The sequence below is a fragment of the Bacillus cereus group sp. MYBKT111-2 genome (assembly GCF_051915205.1).
Taxonomy (GTDB): Bacteria; Bacillota; Bacilli; order Bacillales; family Bacillaceae_G; genus Bacillus_A; species Bacillus_A paranthracis.
This window is the reverse complement of sequence record NZ_JBQAEG010000013.1, coordinates 25,580-40,713: the sequence shown is the minus strand read 5'-3', so window position 1 is coordinate 40,713 and position 15,134 is coordinate 25,580. Positions and strand designations below refer to the sequence as shown.

The window sequence follows — 15,134 nt, the reverse complement described above, 5'->3', positions numbered from 1 at the left end:
AAATAGCAGAGAGTAACTATCGAATTAGCTTACAGGGAAATTACACTTTTGTAAGAAAAATGAATGAAGGTGTAATGATGAGAAGGTTTGACATATGTTCATGGAATTTATTAATTTAAAAGTAGAGGTGAATGTATGGCTAATATTAAAGATATTGCAAAGATGGCGGGAGTTTCAGTTACGACTGTTTCGAGAGTATTGAATGATCATCCGTATGTAAGTGAAGAAAAAAGGAAAGCGGTTATAGAGATAGTTGAGAAGTTGAATTACTCACAAAACGCAAATGCTGTTCATTTATCAAAAGGAAAGACGAATATTGTTGGTGTAATTCTCCCTTACATTAATCACCCGAGCTTCGATGCAATGGTAGGGGGAATGATGGAGGGAGCGTTAACTCATAACTACAAGGTGCTACTTTGCCAAACAAACTATAATAAAAAAGAAGAAATGAAAAGTTTACATATGTTAAAAACGAAACAATTAGATGGCCTTATTATTTGTTCACGTGCAAATGATTGGGAAATGATAGAACCGTATGCTTCATACGGCACAATCATTGCTTGTGAAGACAATGATATTTCAAATATCTCAAGTGTATATACAAATCATTCGGCAGCTTTCCAGCTAGGAATGAATCACCTTATTGAAAAAGGTTATAAAAAAATTGGTTATTGCACGGGGAGAAAGCTAGGACCGAGTAGTCAAAAGCGTTTTGATGTGTATAAGCGTCAATTGCAATCTATAGATGAAGAAGTGAATGAAGAATGGATTTTCACAGAATGTTTTACGTTAGAAGATGGTGTGAGAGTGGCTCATAAATTAAAGGAGATGCAGCATCTTCCTGAAGCATTAATAGTAGCAGGAGATGAAGTTGCGATTGGGGTTATGACAGAAGCTGAAAAATTAGGTATTCAAGTTCCTGAGGATTTAGCGATTATTGGCTTTGATAATCAACCTATCTCGCAAGTGTTACAACTTACAACTATTGATCAAAATTTAAAGGAAATAGGTAAAAAAGCCTTTGAAATGTTTTATCGGCAAACAAATGCTGAAAGTTCTAAACAAGAAAAGGTGGAAATTCCATATGAACTTGTGGAGCGATCTACAGTGTAGTTTTAATCCGTTATGTGTATAAGTGCATAACGGATTATTTTTTGAAATACCTTTGACAGGAAACGCGTTTCATACTTTATAAAGGGGTTAAACCGGTTTGTAACAATCCATGGATTCTTTTCAAAAATAGTATTTGGAGGGAAATGCATGAATGAACTTTTATTAAGTATAAAAAAGTTTTTAGGGAATGACGAAAATGTTTTAGCCTTTGTGGTGGGGGTTTTTGAGAAGGATCATTTCACGTTATGTTATCAACATGGGATTTTTGTTGCGACTACTAGACGTCTCCTGTTTTACGGAAAATTTCCATACTATCCTTCAACATTTAAAGAGTACTCATATTTGCATATAGATAGCATAGTTTTTCGCCCGTATTTCGAATTTATTTGTAATCATGAAACCATCCGAGCTAAGTATATTCAGAAGGGGAATGTGGAGCAATTTGTCCGTATAGTTAGAGCAAATGTGAATAATTAATCACCCCTCTGTTTAAACATAATATCCTGGTCTTTATGAGGAAAAATGCTGAATAAAAACAACTTCTAAACCTCTAGGAGATAGTGATACAATGTCAAATGGGGGGAGGGTATGAACTATGGTTAATCAACGTATAAAGGAAATAACACTAATTACAATTGGTTCATTATTATTCGCAATTGGTATTAATTACTTTGCAATTCCAAACCGTCTATCAGAGGGTGGAATTATTGGTTTAACGGTTGTTACGTACTATTTATTTGATTGGTCACCGGGGATTGTGAATTTTGCTATAAATGCAATTTTACTAGCTGTTGGTTATAAATTTTTTGATAAGAAAACGATGGTTTATACAATTTTAGGGATTGTAGAAACATCTTTGTTTTTATATGTTACGGAACATATTGAGTATCATGTAAATAGTGATACGTTATTAGCGGCACTATTTGCTGGTGTATTTGTCGGTATCGGATTAGGCTGTATGTTTAAAGCTGGAGGTACATCAGGGGGATCGGCAATTTTAGCACGGTTAGCAAATCAATATTTAGGTTGGAGCGTCGGTAAAGGTGTACTTATTATTGATATCGTTGTAATTGCTGGTTCCGTATTTATAATAGGGCAAGAAAAAGCGATGTACACACTTGTTGCAGTATTCATCGGAGCGAAAGTAATTGATTTCATTGTAGAAGGAATGGACACAAAAACGGCTGTTACAATTATTTCAAATCAACCAGAGTTAATACGTGAGGCTATTACGAAAAACATGACACGCGGCGTTACTGTATTAGAAGGGCGCGGCGGATATACTGGTAAAAATAAAGAAGTTTTATATGTTGTTATTAATAAACAAGAGCTTGTTAAGTTAAAGCAAGTTATTAGTCGAGTAGATGACGATGCTTTCGTCGTTATCCATGATGTACGTGATGTACTTGGTGGGGGCTTTAAAGCGAGCTAAAAGGTGAACGAGTAAATTCGTTCACCTTTTTTTAATTCTTACAAAAATGTAAGTGTAATGTAATGAGATTCAATAGTAGATTGTATTCCTTCTTTTTAAAATGGATGTATATATATCCTGCAGAGGAGGAATGTTTATTATGAAGAAAAAAATGATCACTACTATAATAGCGATGATAGTCATAGTAATAATGTTACTACCTACGAAACTTGGACCGGTTATCGATAAATATAATCCATTTTATAAGACGAAAGAATACTATACGGTTGTGAATACAATTGGTCAGCATATTGGCGATGAGTGGTATGAATATGAATTTATTGCATTTGACGAACGTGGAAGAGAACAAAAAATAAAGAAGACTGTTAAGCATATGTTAAAGAGAGATGAAACATTAAAAGTGTATGCAAAAGGACGCTACGGCGAGTCGATTGAAGAAATTGAAGCTGTAAATATTCCCATTAATGCAAAGAGTAAACTTTTAGCGATGAGATAGCGAATTATACCCCCACCTATTTTTTGTCGAAAATAAAAATACTAGGTAGGGGTATTTTGGTGTGTGCAAAAAAAGCCTTAGTCCATATAGACTAAGGCTTTTTTTAATATATAAAGGGGAAGGGGGTACATTGTAGTAGCATGAGTGAAAGGTATAAGAAGAGTAGCTACTAGCAATGTAATTTGGTTATGTGAGTGTTCTTCTTATTTGGCCTACTTGCTAACTTTATTGTACGAGATGTAGGTGAGGGAAACTATCGAATTACATTACACATAGCTTACAAACATGTAAGTCTTCTGTAATGTAATTCGATGGTTAAAAGATAGTGAATTTTATATAGTGTAATTAGAAAGTCTCACTGTATTACTTTCTGTTTGTAATATGAATGAAGAATGAAAAACCAACTACTTTTTAATAGCCTCATCTGTATGGAGATGAGGCCCTTTTTATAAACCTTACAACATTGTAAGGTTTACGTAAGTTAATTCGATAGTAAATTTGTCATATTTTTTGCATAATAGATACAAATAGATAAAAATAATTAGGGATATAGTAAGAAGGGAGAAGAATGGGATGCGTAAAGAAGAAGTAGTGAAGTTTCCAATTAAAGATTTCTGTAGCTACTTTACTGTTGCCGTAGTATGTATTGGGTTATTTGATATCATAACAAACTTAATTGTTAAATAATATAGATGACAAAACAAGAAGGGAGATCCTTTCTTGTTTTTTTTATGGGGGAATAAAGGTGAAGTGGATTGATAGTCATATACATGTTGACCAATATAAGGATGAAGAGAAAAGTAAATTACTTAAAGATGTGGAGCATAGTAAAGAGATAAAGGGGCTTATTGCAGTATCTATGAATTATCAATCATGTAAAGAAACTTTATCTTTAGCAAAACTATATCCTTTTGTACATCCAGCAATAGGTTTTCATCCGGAGCAACCGATTCATAAAGAAGAATGTGAGCAAATTTATAAATTAATTGAAGAGCATGTAGGTGATATAGTTGCGATTGGTGAAGTTGGCTTACCGTATTATTTAAGAAAAGAAGATGAGCGCATTGCTATCAATTCGTATATATCAGTGTTACAACGGTTTGTTGAACTAGCTAGTAAATATGATTTACCAATTATATTACATGCAGTGTATGAAGACGCTGATATTGTATGTGATTTACTGGAGAAATATAAAGTTTCACGTGCACACTTTCATTGGTTTAAAGGAAGTGAAACAACAATGAAACGGATGATGAGGAATGGTTATTACATTTCTATCACGCCAGATGTTTTACATAAGGAGAAGATTAGAAAAATTGTTTCGTATTATCCTCTTGAATATATGATGGTAGAAACAGATGGACCGTGGGAATTTCAAGAGGGTGTTATGACACATCCGAGAATGATTCGAGAGGTATTAAAGGAAATTAGTGTTATAAAAAACGTAGCTGTTGATAAGGTTGCAGAAACGATATATGAAAATACGATTCAATTTTATTTGAAAGGATAGAATTGTTATTTTAGCCCTTCTTATTATAGAGAAATAGAAGTTGAATTTATTTATGAACATAATCAATGGGTTATTAATAATATGCCACGTTTTGGTTTAAGTTAAAAAAACCACCAAGCATTTTGCTTGGTGGTTTTGTATTAGGATTCTAATTTTTTCGCACGTCTTAATAATAAGAGAAAGACAATGACGAGGAAACCGAGTATAAGGAAGAATCCATATTGTTTTATATAATCTATTATGTCACTTGCGCTTGTTGGTTTTTCAACGTGAATGCCGTCTTTATTAGTAGTGATATGAATATCTTTCATTTTCACTTCATTTGTTTCTTTTTGTAAATCAATCCATTCTATATTTGGAATACTTTCTAGATCCTTTAGTACTTCTTTTAATGGTTTTACACCTAAGTAAGGATGATAGAATGCACCAATAACTCCATCGGATAATTTGGCAACAGATACAGCATTTGCTTTCATTTTAGCAATAGCGTGTGGTTTGTCTTCTTCGATAAATCCAACTGTTTCAGGCATTAATTTCATGCCATGTAAAAATGATGGTGTACTTCTGTATGCCGGAGAGTGCATAGATTTCCAAGTTGTGTCACTTAACTGTAGTTGTCCTACATAGGTTGAAAAGTATCTTGATAATATTTCATATCCTTTTTGAGACATCGTGTAATGAGGTGCTTCAAATGCGACCGGATATAGTTTGGCATCTACAAGTTCTTGAATGCCTTTTTCAATATGATCAGTCGTATATTTTTCTTCAAATTCTTCCCCTTTTTTTACGTATGTATTATATGCCTCTATATTAGGGAAATCATCTTTTGTTTTTGGTTTTTCATGCTTCGGTTGACGAATTGGTTGGTCTGTTTTTACGTCCCAAAATTCAAAACCTTCACCAGTTTCACTATCATAAAATTGGTGAGTATAACCATGCATAATAATTGCTGCACCATCATCTTGCATAGAGCGTAAAAGGTCGACTAGTTCGGGTTTATCTTTTAAATGTAGTGTTTTACCTGTTTCTGGATCCGTATATACAGGAATAACAGTGATCATGTATGGCATCTTTTTCCCTTTTAATAATTCAGCAATTTCTTTTAATTGATTTATATCTGCGGCTGGATGAACGTCTTCAAGACGTAAATAAGCTTCCACTTTATTTTTCGTTGGCTTTTGTTCAAAGTAAGAAAATAGGCTTTCGCCAATATAATAAGATATCCAATCAAAGAGGTTAGAAGTTGCAACATAATAAGAATTATTTTGTTGTACAATTAATGGATAAGTAGTATTTCCTTTTAAAGCATTGGCAAGAATTGTTCCATTTGTATCAAGGTTTTTAATGGATCGTTCGTCCTCTAATGTATTCTTTAGTTTACGTGTTGGATATTCAATTGTATCAGAGTTTATATCTTCATTTTTAAGTATAATAAATGAAAAACGTTTGGATAATTGTTCTATATTTTGACCTAAAACGAGTAGTGGTCCTGAGAAATTTTCTAGAAATTCTTTTGTTTCAGTGGGAAGTTCTTCTTGTTTTTCACCTATGTAAATAACATGTGTATATGAAGATTTATCAGTTATTTCAGCTAACTGTTTTATGTTTTTTATTGTTATGTTATTAGTAAAATGTCCTACTTGTGTATTAAGTATTTGGGTATCACTTGTAATTTGATCATCGCTCGAACTGTATAAAATAAGGACTTTTGGATTTTCGTTTTTTTGTGCGGAAATAGGGACAGGAATTAATAGTAGTAAACTAAATAAGAGTAGCAACCATTTTTTCATATTATTATTCTCCTAGTTTATATTTAGAATTCAGTTTACAATTATATACAAAAAAGATGTTTCAGTCTATGAAAGTTACATTTTTTCACGTATTTACCAGCTGTTTTTTCACAAAATCGGTCTAAAGCATGATGATAATATGTATAGTTATTTGCTATGATAAAAGAGTAAGAGAATGATAGAATGTGGGTAATTGTAAAGGGAAGAAGGCTGAAAGGGGACAAATTTCAGCGGAGAAAGAGGTAGAGGTAGTGAAGAAATTCTTTGTAGGATTTTTAGTTGTTCTTGGAGTGTACTTATACTTCCAAGGAAAGTCTGAAGGAATGGGCAAATTAGTAAATGAGACAAGCTATGTTGACTCAGAAGAAGCAAAACAGATGAAACAAATTATTATAGAGGAAGCAAAGAAAGTCAATCTTCCAGAATGGATACCTCTTACAATTGCCGAACATGAAAGTCGATTAAATCCAAGAAGTGTTGGAGATAACGGAACTTCATTCGGATTGTTTCAATTGCATCGCGGTGGTGGACTTGCACCGGATCATTTAACGGATGACGAGCTGAAAGATCCACGTACAAATGCGCAAATTGCAATGCCGCATTTAATGAAAGGATATAAGCGCGGGGTGCAAAAAGGTTTGACGGATTTTGCGTTATTAAAATATATAGCAAATACATCTGGATGGCCAGGGAATTTAGGGCCAGAGTGGACGGATAATAATATGAAGTATAACATCGGATTAGAAGATGTGTACTATCGAAATAAAGGTGTAATTAAAGAGTAGGTTTTTGATACCTACTCTATTTTTTTGTGGATAATCGCGTCGTTTTGTTTTGTGAAATACGCTGCTAGTTGTATTTTTACGTCTTCTAGTTTGGTGGAAACTTGCGGTATTTTATATCCTACATATAACGGTGAAACGACAAATCTAGGAACAACTTTACAAATGATTTTTCCGTTTAAGTAATAGAAGAATAAGTTATAACTACTACATCCTTTATGGAAATCTGTCAGTATGTAACGTACAGTTTGCTGAATATAATTTGCTAGTTCATCTATGCATCCAATATCTTCAATGATGATATTAAATTCAGTAAAACCGATAATAGGACGATCTGAAATATTGAGTTCAATGTGCTCGTTTTTTTGAACAATTACGCCTTGGAAGTTGTCCTGTTCTACGTTATTGAGGTAGTCTACATATTTCATTCCAATAATCTGCATGTGCGCATGATGCAAACTTCCACCTGAGAATGGACCATGATTTTTGTATAAAATTACAGATGTGAATTCTTTATTTTTCTGTAAATCTAACCAATGTTTAATGGAGAAACGAATTAGCGATTTCATATGTTCTTCTGTATATGTCGCAATATGGTCTTCACAATTATCTGTTTCGATTAGCACCGTTTGAAATGTATCTTTTAATGTAGGAAATTTGTTTTTTAGCCAAATAATTGAGCCCTCAATTGCTAAAATATCCGTTAAATTTTCTCTGTCACAAAAAGGACATGCAGCGCTTCTATTCCGGATGCTTTCTGGTTTTTGTTTGCCAATATCGTTTAAAAAGTATAGTTGTTGTGTATCCATTTGTATATATGCCCCTTTAAAATATGTGTAAAAATCCCGCTTAATACATTCGGGATAAGGAGAAGAAAATCCTTTAAAGGGAATATAAAAAATAAAAGACAAGATATCCTCATTAAGATAGGGTACCTTGTCTTTTATTTTTTCTTTAATAATGTGTATGGATAATATAGATTGTTTTTATTATGCTTCTTTTCTCTATTTTTTATTGTGTATAAGGCAATTGCTGTACTTGCGATTACAAAAATGGCTTTCTTCATATTCACATACCCCTTTTTATTGTTGGTTTAATTCTTGGCTAACTGCTTTTGCATCAACTAGAGCGTGTAAAATCATTTTTACCATGTTCATCATATTCTTTCACTCCTTTTTATAGTTCATTTAGTTCTTTTACAACTGCTTGTCCGTTCACTAATACCTCAAAGATTGCTTTTACGATTTCTTTCATTATGATTGTTTCCTCCTTTTGTTGTCTCTCTTGTTTACATCTTTATTGTATAGGGAGGCATCTTTTCGTACTATCGCTTTCCATTACGTGAACATAACAGTTTTGTAAGATTTGATGTCACTTATTGAAATGTTTAGTCTATCTTCATTATTTTCAGAAAAATGACTATTCAAACATGAAATGGGAAAGTATAATAAAGAAGTAAGTATTAAATTCCGTACGAAAGAGGTGAATGAGATGAAACGTTCTTTAGCTGCACGTGCCAAATTTTTAGATTTTATCTATTTTTGTCGTGCGATTTTTCATGATGTAGTTGTTAACGGGATACGTCTGTCCTTTTTTAACAATTGCATAGTAGCTATAGAACGATAGAAATCTCTTCACCCATTTTTAATAAACGTGTGAAAAGGGAGCTATTTAGCTTCCTTTTTCTATGCCGAAAACCATGGGGAATGTTTCTTTCTCATGGTTTTTTATATTGAAAGGAGTACGGAAAATGACAATTTGTAGTGTAAATAATGTAACGAAATCTTTTGGTGGAAACATCATATTTGAAAATATATCGCTTGAAATAAAGAATGGTGAACGTGTTGGATTAGTTGGTCGTAACGGTAGTGGGAAGACAACAATCTTTCAGCTTTTAACTGGAATGGAAAGTTTGGATGCAGGGGCCATTCATATGAAGAAAGGTACACGTATTGGTCATGTGGCACAAATTCCAAAATTTGATGAGAGTATGACTGTATATGAAGTATTGAGTTCCGCTTTTAAAATAGAAAAAGAATTAGAAAGAGAAATGCGTACTTTAGAAAAACATATGGCGGAAGAACAGGAATCTTCTGTTTTACAAAAATTAATGGAGAGATACGGAGTAATCCAAGAAAAGTTTGCGTTCCTTGGTGGTTATGAAATCGAAGCGAATATTATGAAGGTAGCAAATGGCCTACAGGTGATAGAACTATTCCCTCGATCATTTCTGGAGTTAAGTGGTGGGGAACAAACAAAGGTAAGCCTTGCATACATGCTGTTGCAGAAACCAGATTTACTTTTATTAGATGAACCAACCAATCATTTAGACTTATTTGCCGTAGAATGGCTAGAGCAATTTTTGAAAGAATACAATGGAACGGTTGTGGTTATTTCACATGATCGTTATTTCCTTGATGAAGTTGTAACGAAGATTTTTGATTTAGAAGATGGAGAGATTCACGTGTATCATACAAACTATTCTCGGTTTGTTGAAGAGAAGGAAGAAAGGTTACTTCAGGAGTTTCAGGCTTATCAAGAACAGCAAAAGAAAATAAAGAAAATGAAAGAAGCAATTAAGCGATTACGTGAATGGGCAAATCAGGCGAATCCTCCGAATGAAGGATTGCATAAGAGAGCAAGAAGTATGGAACGTGCACTGGAACGTATGGAGAAACTAAAGAAACCTATTTTAGAACGAAAACAAATGGGACTTCAGTTTGAAGGGCAAGAGAGAAGTGGAAAAGATGTTGTTGTAATGAAAGAAGTGAGTAAAGGATTTGCAGAACATCTTTTATTTAACGAAGCAAATTTACATGTTCGTTTTCAAGAGCGTGCGGCTATCGTTGGTCGTAATGGTACAGGAAAGACAACGCTATTAAAGTTATTATTAGAAGAAATAGAACCAGACGCTGGAGAAATTCGAATTGGAAGTAGTGTGAAAATCGGTTATTTATCCCAGCATGCGTACGGAAATATGAAGAGTAATGTATTGGAGGCTTTCAGGGAATGTGTAGCTGTAACAGAGGGAGAAGCGAGACATATATTAGCTAAATTTTTATTTTATGGTCCAGCGGTGTTTAAGAAAGTAACGCAACTGAGCGGTGGAGAAAAAATGAGGTTAAGACTTGCACAACTTATGTATCAAGATATCAATTTTTTAATTTTAGATGAGCCGACAAATCATCTCGACATTGAATCAAGGGAAGTTTTAGAGGAAGCTCTTGAACAATATAATGGGACAATTTTAGCTGTTTCACATGATCGTTATTTTTTAAATAAGTTATTTGAAAAGACGTATTGGATTGATGAGCGTAAATTATTTGAGTTTGCAGGGAACTATGCATGGGCGCGTCAAAAGTGGGAGGAAAAGCTCGAGACACAAGTAATAAAGCAGCAACGCCAAGGAAGAAAAAGTATTGAAACAGTCTCTGTAAAAAAGAAAGAAGTTAGGAATATTGAGGAGATTGAAACCGAATTAATGCATGTTGAAGAAGATATATATACGCTTGAGTGTAAGATGGAACATGTAGTTGATGTTGAAATGCTTGAACAATTGTATGAAGAAAAAACGAAGAAAGAGTTGTTACGAGCGGATTTATATAATAAGTTAGAGAATATTGTGGAGTGAAAAGTAGAAAGCGAATTCCTTTCAGTTGTGCTGAAGGAATTCGCTTTTTTATACTGCTGTTTTGCTTTAAGAGATAAATAAAAGTTGTGTTTCACGTGAAACAGTAAATTTGATAAATCTTTGTTTCGTAACTTGCATAGATTGTGAAACATAAATCGTATTAGGAGCTTTTTAGATCGGTTAATTATTTCCCGAGACATAAGTATGTGTAACGGCAAAGCATGATTGAAAACAAAAAACAGAGTTACAGCTTTACACGCTGAACTCTGTTTTCTTTTTGTGTGGTATCTTCCTTTGTTGAAATGATAATAGCGATCCCGAGCATCATAAAAAAAGCTAAAAAGAGGACGAACTTTGGGAAGAATGGGAATAGTAATAGCGCCCCAACTATCATAATTGTTAATAATACGTAGTGAAGGACGTATTGGAATAGGTTGTCCATGTTTTCGCCCCCTTTTTGGTAATTGGTTATTAGTATTCTATGTTTCATATTGAACGAATAGAAGTGAATTTTTAATTTTTTAATAAGAAATAAAAGAGAACGATTGACATATTTAAAGGAAAGGAATAATCTTGAAATTAATTCATACTATTTTTATAGGAATAATTCATATAGTTGTAGAAAGGAGTCTATGTTCCTACATCGTTAAAAATTAGGAAGGTAAAGGTGATAGTGCAATGAAAAATGTTTTTAAAGGAGCAATTGCTACATTTTTGAGTGTATCAGTATTACTAGTCGGATGTGGTCAAGAGGAAGCGAGTACAAACGAGGCCAGGAACGTCCCGAAAGTAAAAGATGAATTTATTCAGGCAAGCGACAAAGCAAAAAGTCCCGTAAAAGCAAAAGAAAGAAAAGATACTTTTGTAGTTGGAATGCCGAGTCCTGGAGGGATATTCCTTCCGCACTTTATGGAGAATGGATGGGATGGTAATATAACGCAAGCTATCTTTGCACCTCTTGTTGGACTCGATAAGGAAGGAAAATCAATTCCAATTTTAGCGAAGAAGTGGGATATTTCGGAGGATCAGCTTACATACACGTTCTATTTGAAAGATGGTTTAAAGTTTAGTGATGGATCACCACTAACTGCAGATGACGTAGCATTTACATTAACGCTATTACACGATCCAACTTATAGTGGAGCGACTGATATAAGTCAAACAGCAATAAAGGGTGGGCAAGCGTATAAAGAAGGAAAGGCAACCTCTATTGAGGGAATTCAAGTCATTGATCCGAAAACAATTACGATTACGACTGAAAAGGTAAATGCTCAAACACTATCATTAATCGGTGGAGAAGTTATATCTAAAGCTTATTACGGGAAAGAGTATAAACAAGGGCACCTAGAGTATTTAAAAGAGTTGTATGGAAAACCGATGGGAGCAGGAGCTTATAAGTTAGATAAATATATTCCTGGTCAAGAGGTTCGATTTGTAGCTAATGAAAATTATTTTGAAGGAAAACCGAAGATTGAGCACTTTATTTATAAAATTTCAAAAGGTGATACAAAGCTACAACAATTTCAAGCCGGGGAAGTAGATTATGATGGTTTTACGACAAACACGGAGACGATTGAACAGTTAAAGGATTTAGGTTTTGCCAATATTAATGTATATACAGGAAGCTCTTATGGTTACATTAAAATGAATTATAAGAAACCATACTTTAAAGATAAGCGTGTCCGCCAAGCATTTATTTACGGATTAGAGCGTCAAAAAGTTATTGATACGTATTTCCAAGGGTATGCTTCACTCGTTAATGTACCGATTACGCCAGTTTCTTGGGCGTATACAGAAGAAGGTATTAACAAATATGAGTATAACTTAGAGAAAGCAAAGAAATTATTGGATGAGGCTGGATGGAAACCAGGTTCAGATGGAATCCGCGAAAAAGATGGCCAAAAATTGAAGGTAAGTTATTTTGCTTCTTCTGCAAGTAAAATAAATGATGTAATGATCCCGGTGATGAAAGAGGATTATAAAAAGCTTGGTGTAGAGTTTAACCCAGAATATATGGACTTTAATACGATGATTTCAAAAGTGATAAAAGGTGATTATGATTTAGCAATGGTATCTACGCCAATGATTGATGATCCGAGTGGAACAATTGAGGAGTTTGTTTCGACAAGTAAACGAAACTATGATGGATACCATAATCCGAAAGTAGATGAATTAGCGAAGCAGGCACTAGAAACATTAGATATTGAAAAACGAAAAGAAATTTATAAAAAGTTGTACCAGGAGTTAAGTGAAGATCCGCCTGTAATCTTCTTAAATAATAGCAAGGTTGTGTCTGCACATCATGCACGCATTCAAGGATTACAAGAAGATAACTATAACGGTATCTTGTTAAGTTTACCTAATTTAAAGATAGAACAATAATTTTTAAAAAATTCTCAAAATATTTATTTAGAAAGAATTGACAAAATATAACGGAAGATATAAGCTAATAACCATAAAGTCTACCGGAAAGGTCGGAATAGGATTGTTACCCCTCAAAAACATCTATTTTTTTACGATTAAAACCGACTTTTCCGATTGGCTATAAATATGCTGTGGGAGGCATACATAAGCTAATAAGTTCAAAGGGTATCACTATTAAAAAGTTAGGGTGGGGACAATGAAGAAAAAGACAAAAAAATGGGCTGGTGTATTTTCGGTATTACTGAGTAGTTCGCTTGTGTTATCTGCTTGTGGGGGACAGGAGGATACTGCTTCTACAGAACCAGTTAAACAGCAGGATTTAAAAAATATAAAAATTGAAAAGATCGCTGCTACAGATAAAACGAAAGTGCCAGATAAAGCGAAGGATAGAAAAGATACGTTAGTAGTTGGGATTAACAAACCAGGCGGCGTATTCTTACCATATTTCCAACAAAATGGTTGGGATGGAAACGTAACTTCAGTTATTTTTGCATCTCTCATATCAACCGACAAACAAGGGAAACCAATTCCAGAATTGGCTGAGAAGTGGGACGTTTCTTCTGATCAGTTAACATATACATTCCATTTACGTAAAGACTTGAAATTTAGTGATGGTTCGCCATTAACAGCGGATGATGTAGCATTTACATTGACACTTCTACACGATAAGGCATATGAAGGTGAAGTAGACATCTCTCAATATGCAGTTAAAGGTGGTAAAGAATATAAAGAAGGAACAGCAACTTCAATTGAAGGTATTCAAGTTGTCGATCCACAAACAATAAAAATTACGACTGAAAAGGTTAATTCACAAGCTATATTTGTTTTTGGTAGCACAGTACTATCAAAAGCTTATTACGGAAAAGATTACAAACAAAATACAAGTTTAGATTACTTAAAAGATTTATATGGCAAACCACTAGCTGCGGGTCCATATAAATTTGAAAAGTATATTCCAGGTCAAGAAGTTCGTTTTGTAGCAAATGAAAATTACTATGCGGGTAAACCAAAAATTCAAAACTTCATTTATAAAATTACTTCTGGCGATACGAAGCTTCAGTTATTCCAAACAGGTGAGGTTGACCACACTGGCTTAGGTACTGGTGACGAAGTTCTTGAACAGGCTAAGGCTTTAGAATTTGCAAATATCCAAATCGAAACAGCACCATCATTTAGTTATGTTTATATGAATCATAATAAGCCGTACTTAAAGGATAAAAAGGTTCGCCAAGCACTTATCTACGGATTAGATCGTAAAAAATATGTTGATACAGCATACAAAGGATACGGTACGGTAGCTAATGTACCAATTCATCCGACTTCTTGGGCTTACACAGAAGAAGGCGTTAATAAATATGAGTATGACAAAGAAAAAGCGAAAAAGTTATTAGATGAAGCAGGATGGAAAGTTGGCTCGGATGGAATTCGTGAAAAAGATGGTCAAAAATTAAAACTTTCTTATTTCGGCCCAAGCTCAGCTAAAGATAGTGATTTATTAATTCCAATTGCGAAAGAGAATTATAAAGAGATAGGTGTAGAATTTAATCCTGAATTTATGGACTTTAATACGATGCTTTCAAAGGTGAACAAAGGTGATTATGATTTGGCTTCAGTTTCGACACCAATTACAAGTGACCCGAGTGAAACAGCTGGTGAATATTTATCTAGTGCCAATGAGAAGAGTCTTGGTTATAAAAATGCAAAAGTAGATGAGTTAATTCAAAAAGGTATTGAAACGGTAGATATTGAAAAACGTAAACCAATCTATAAAGAACTTTATAAAGAGTTAAGTGATGATCCGCCAGTAATTCTATTAAATTATCGTAGAACAATTACTGGTTATAACGGGAATATAAAAGGAATTGATCCTGAAAAATACAATAGTATTAGTGCAAACTTACCAGTATTATCATTTGAAAAATAACGATAAGAATGTATGAGTAGAAGACATTTTTT

The 15,134-nt window shown here is 33.7% G+C and carries 14 protein-coding genes; 10 read left to right on the top strand and 4 right to left on the bottom strand.

The window, feature by feature from the left end:
• Positions 1–135 precede the first annotated feature (135 nt).
• The 5 genes from ACTFNE_RS25210 (at position 136) to ACTFNE_RS25190 (ending at position 4,551) form a co-directional block, all read left to right on the top strand.
• A complete protein-coding gene (locus tag ACTFNE_RS25210; RefSeq protein ID WP_001273908.1) occupies positions 136–1,113 on the top strand; it encodes a LacI family DNA-binding transcriptional regulator in 978 nt (325 codons plus the stop codon).
• Between the two features lie 147 nt (positions 1,114–1,260).
• Positions 1,261–1,590 carry a PH domain-containing protein gene (locus tag ACTFNE_RS25205; RefSeq protein ID WP_001004212.1) on the top strand — a complete coding sequence of 110 codons (330 nt, stop codon included), beginning with the start codon at positions 1,261–1,263 and terminating at the stop codon, positions 1,588–1,590.
• A 118-nt stretch (positions 1,591–1,708) separates the two neighbouring features.
• Positions 1,709–2,545, top strand: coding sequence for a YitT family protein (locus ACTFNE_RS25200; RefSeq protein WP_000248047.1), 837 nt, complete (start codon positions 1,709–1,711; stop codon positions 2,543–2,545).
• A 139-nt stretch (positions 2,546–2,684) separates the two neighbouring features.
• A complete protein-coding gene (locus ACTFNE_RS25195; RefSeq protein WP_000728419.1) occupies positions 2,685–3,041 on the top strand; it encodes a YxeA family protein in 357 nt (118 codons plus the stop codon).
• Positions 3,042–3,786: 745 nt separating this feature from the next.
• On the top strand, positions 3,787–4,551 hold the full coding sequence (locus ACTFNE_RS25190) for a TatD family hydrolase (RefSeq protein ID WP_046199337.1): 765 nt from the start codon (positions 3,787–3,789) through the stop codon (positions 4,549–4,551).
• A 140-nt stretch (positions 4,552–4,691) separates the two neighbouring features.
• On the opposite strand, the gene ACTFNE_RS25185 is transcribed toward ACTFNE_RS25190, so the two are convergent.
• Entirely contained in the window at positions 4,692–6,341 is a 1,650-nt protein-coding gene (locus ACTFNE_RS25185; protein ID WP_046199338.1) for a DUF2334 domain-containing protein, read from the bottom strand.
• Positions 6,342–6,592: 251 nt separating this feature from the next.
• On the opposite strand from ACTFNE_RS25185, the gene ACTFNE_RS25180 reads away from it, so the two are divergent.
• Complete coding sequence (locus tag ACTFNE_RS25180; RefSeq protein ID WP_000713259.1) at positions 6,593–7,126, top strand: transglycosylase SLT domain-containing protein; 534 nt, start codon at positions 6,593–6,595, stop codon at positions 7,124–7,126.
• Positions 7,127–7,137: 11 nt separating this feature from the next.
• Here ACTFNE_RS25180 and ACTFNE_RS25175 read toward each other — a convergent pair whose 3' ends face one another.
• Together ACTFNE_RS25175 and ACTFNE_RS25170 are read right to left on the bottom strand one after the other, a co-directional pair.
• Entirely contained in the window at positions 7,138–7,932 is a 795-nt protein-coding gene (locus ACTFNE_RS25175; protein ID WP_000381034.1) for a DUF4931 domain-containing protein, read from the bottom strand.
• Between the two features lie 134 nt (positions 7,933–8,066).
• On the bottom strand, positions 8,067–8,195 hold the full coding sequence (locus tag ACTFNE_RS25170; RefSeq protein ID WP_002026849.1) for a hypothetical protein: 129 nt from the start codon (positions 8,193–8,195) through the stop codon (positions 8,067–8,069).
• Between the two features lie 419 nt (positions 8,196–8,614).
• On the opposite strand from ACTFNE_RS25170, the gene ACTFNE_RS25165 reads away from it, so the two are divergent.
• Complete coding sequence (locus ACTFNE_RS25165; protein ID WP_000830642.1) at positions 8,615–8,749, top strand: RAxF-45 family protein; 135 nt, start codon at positions 8,615–8,617, stop codon at positions 8,747–8,749.
• A gap of 124 nt (positions 8,750–8,873) precedes the next feature.
• Positions 8,874–10,754: a ribosomal protection-like ABC-F family protein gene (gene abc-f / locus ACTFNE_RS25160; RefSeq protein WP_046199339.1), complete on the top strand. Its 1,881-nt coding sequence runs from the start codon at positions 8,874–8,876 to the stop codon at positions 10,752–10,754.
• 244 nt (positions 10,755–10,998) lie between these two features.
• Here the strand turns inward: abc-f and ACTFNE_RS25155 are convergent, their stop codons facing one another.
• Positions 10,999–11,196: a hypothetical protein gene (locus tag ACTFNE_RS25155; protein ID WP_046199340.1), complete on the bottom strand. Its 198-nt coding sequence runs from the start codon at positions 11,194–11,196 to the stop codon at positions 10,999–11,001.
• A gap of 236 nt (positions 11,197–11,432) precedes the next feature.
• On the opposite strand from ACTFNE_RS25155, the gene ACTFNE_RS25150 reads away from it, so the two are divergent.
• Entirely contained in the window at positions 11,433–13,136 is a 1,704-nt protein-coding gene (locus ACTFNE_RS25150) for an ABC transporter substrate-binding protein (RefSeq protein ID WP_270706033.1), read from the top strand.
• Positions 13,137–13,374: 238 nt separating this feature from the next.
• Complete coding sequence (locus ACTFNE_RS25145; protein ID WP_046199342.1) at positions 13,375–15,102, top strand: ABC transporter substrate-binding protein; 1,728 nt, start codon at positions 13,375–13,377, stop codon at positions 15,100–15,102.
• Positions 15,103–15,134: the final 32 nt, after the last annotated feature.

Coding starts and splice junctions, on each gene's coding strand:
- ACTFNE_RS25210 (WP_001273908.1), top strand. CDS start 136: ATGGCTAATATTAAAGATATTGCAAAGATGGCGGGAGTTTCAGTTACG.
- ACTFNE_RS25205 (WP_001004212.1), top strand. CDS start 1,261: ATGAATGAACTTTTATTAAGTATAAAAAAGTTTTTAGGGAATGACGAA.
- ACTFNE_RS25200 (WP_000248047.1), top strand. CDS start 1,709: ATGGTTAATCAACGTATAAAGGAAATAACACTAATTACAATTGGTTCA.
- ACTFNE_RS25195 (WP_000728419.1), top strand. CDS start 2,685: ATGAAGAAAAAAATGATCACTACTATAATAGCGATGATAGTCATAGTA.
- ACTFNE_RS25185 (WP_046199338.1), bottom strand. CDS start 6,341: ATGAAAAAATGGTTGCTACTCTTATTTAGTTTACTACTATTAATTCCT.
- ACTFNE_RS25175 (WP_000381034.1), bottom strand. CDS start 7,932: ATGGATACACAACAACTATACTTTTTAAACGATATTGGCAAACAAAAA.
- ACTFNE_RS25165 (WP_000830642.1), top strand. CDS start 8,615: ATGAAACGTTCTTTAGCTGCACGTGCCAAATTTTTAGATTTTATCTAT.
- abc-f (WP_046199339.1), top strand. CDS start 8,874: ATGACAATTTGTAGTGTAAATAATGTAACGAAATCTTTTGGTGGAAAC.
- ACTFNE_RS25155 (WP_046199340.1), bottom strand. CDS start 11,196: ATGGACAACCTATTCCAATACGTCCTTCACTACGTATTATTAACAATT.
- ACTFNE_RS25150 (WP_270706033.1), top strand. CDS start 11,433: ATGAAAAATGTTTTTAAAGGAGCAATTGCTACATTTTTGAGTGTATCA.
- ACTFNE_RS25145 (WP_046199342.1), top strand. CDS start 13,375: ATGAAGAAAAAGACAAAAAAATGGGCTGGTGTATTTTCGGTATTACTG.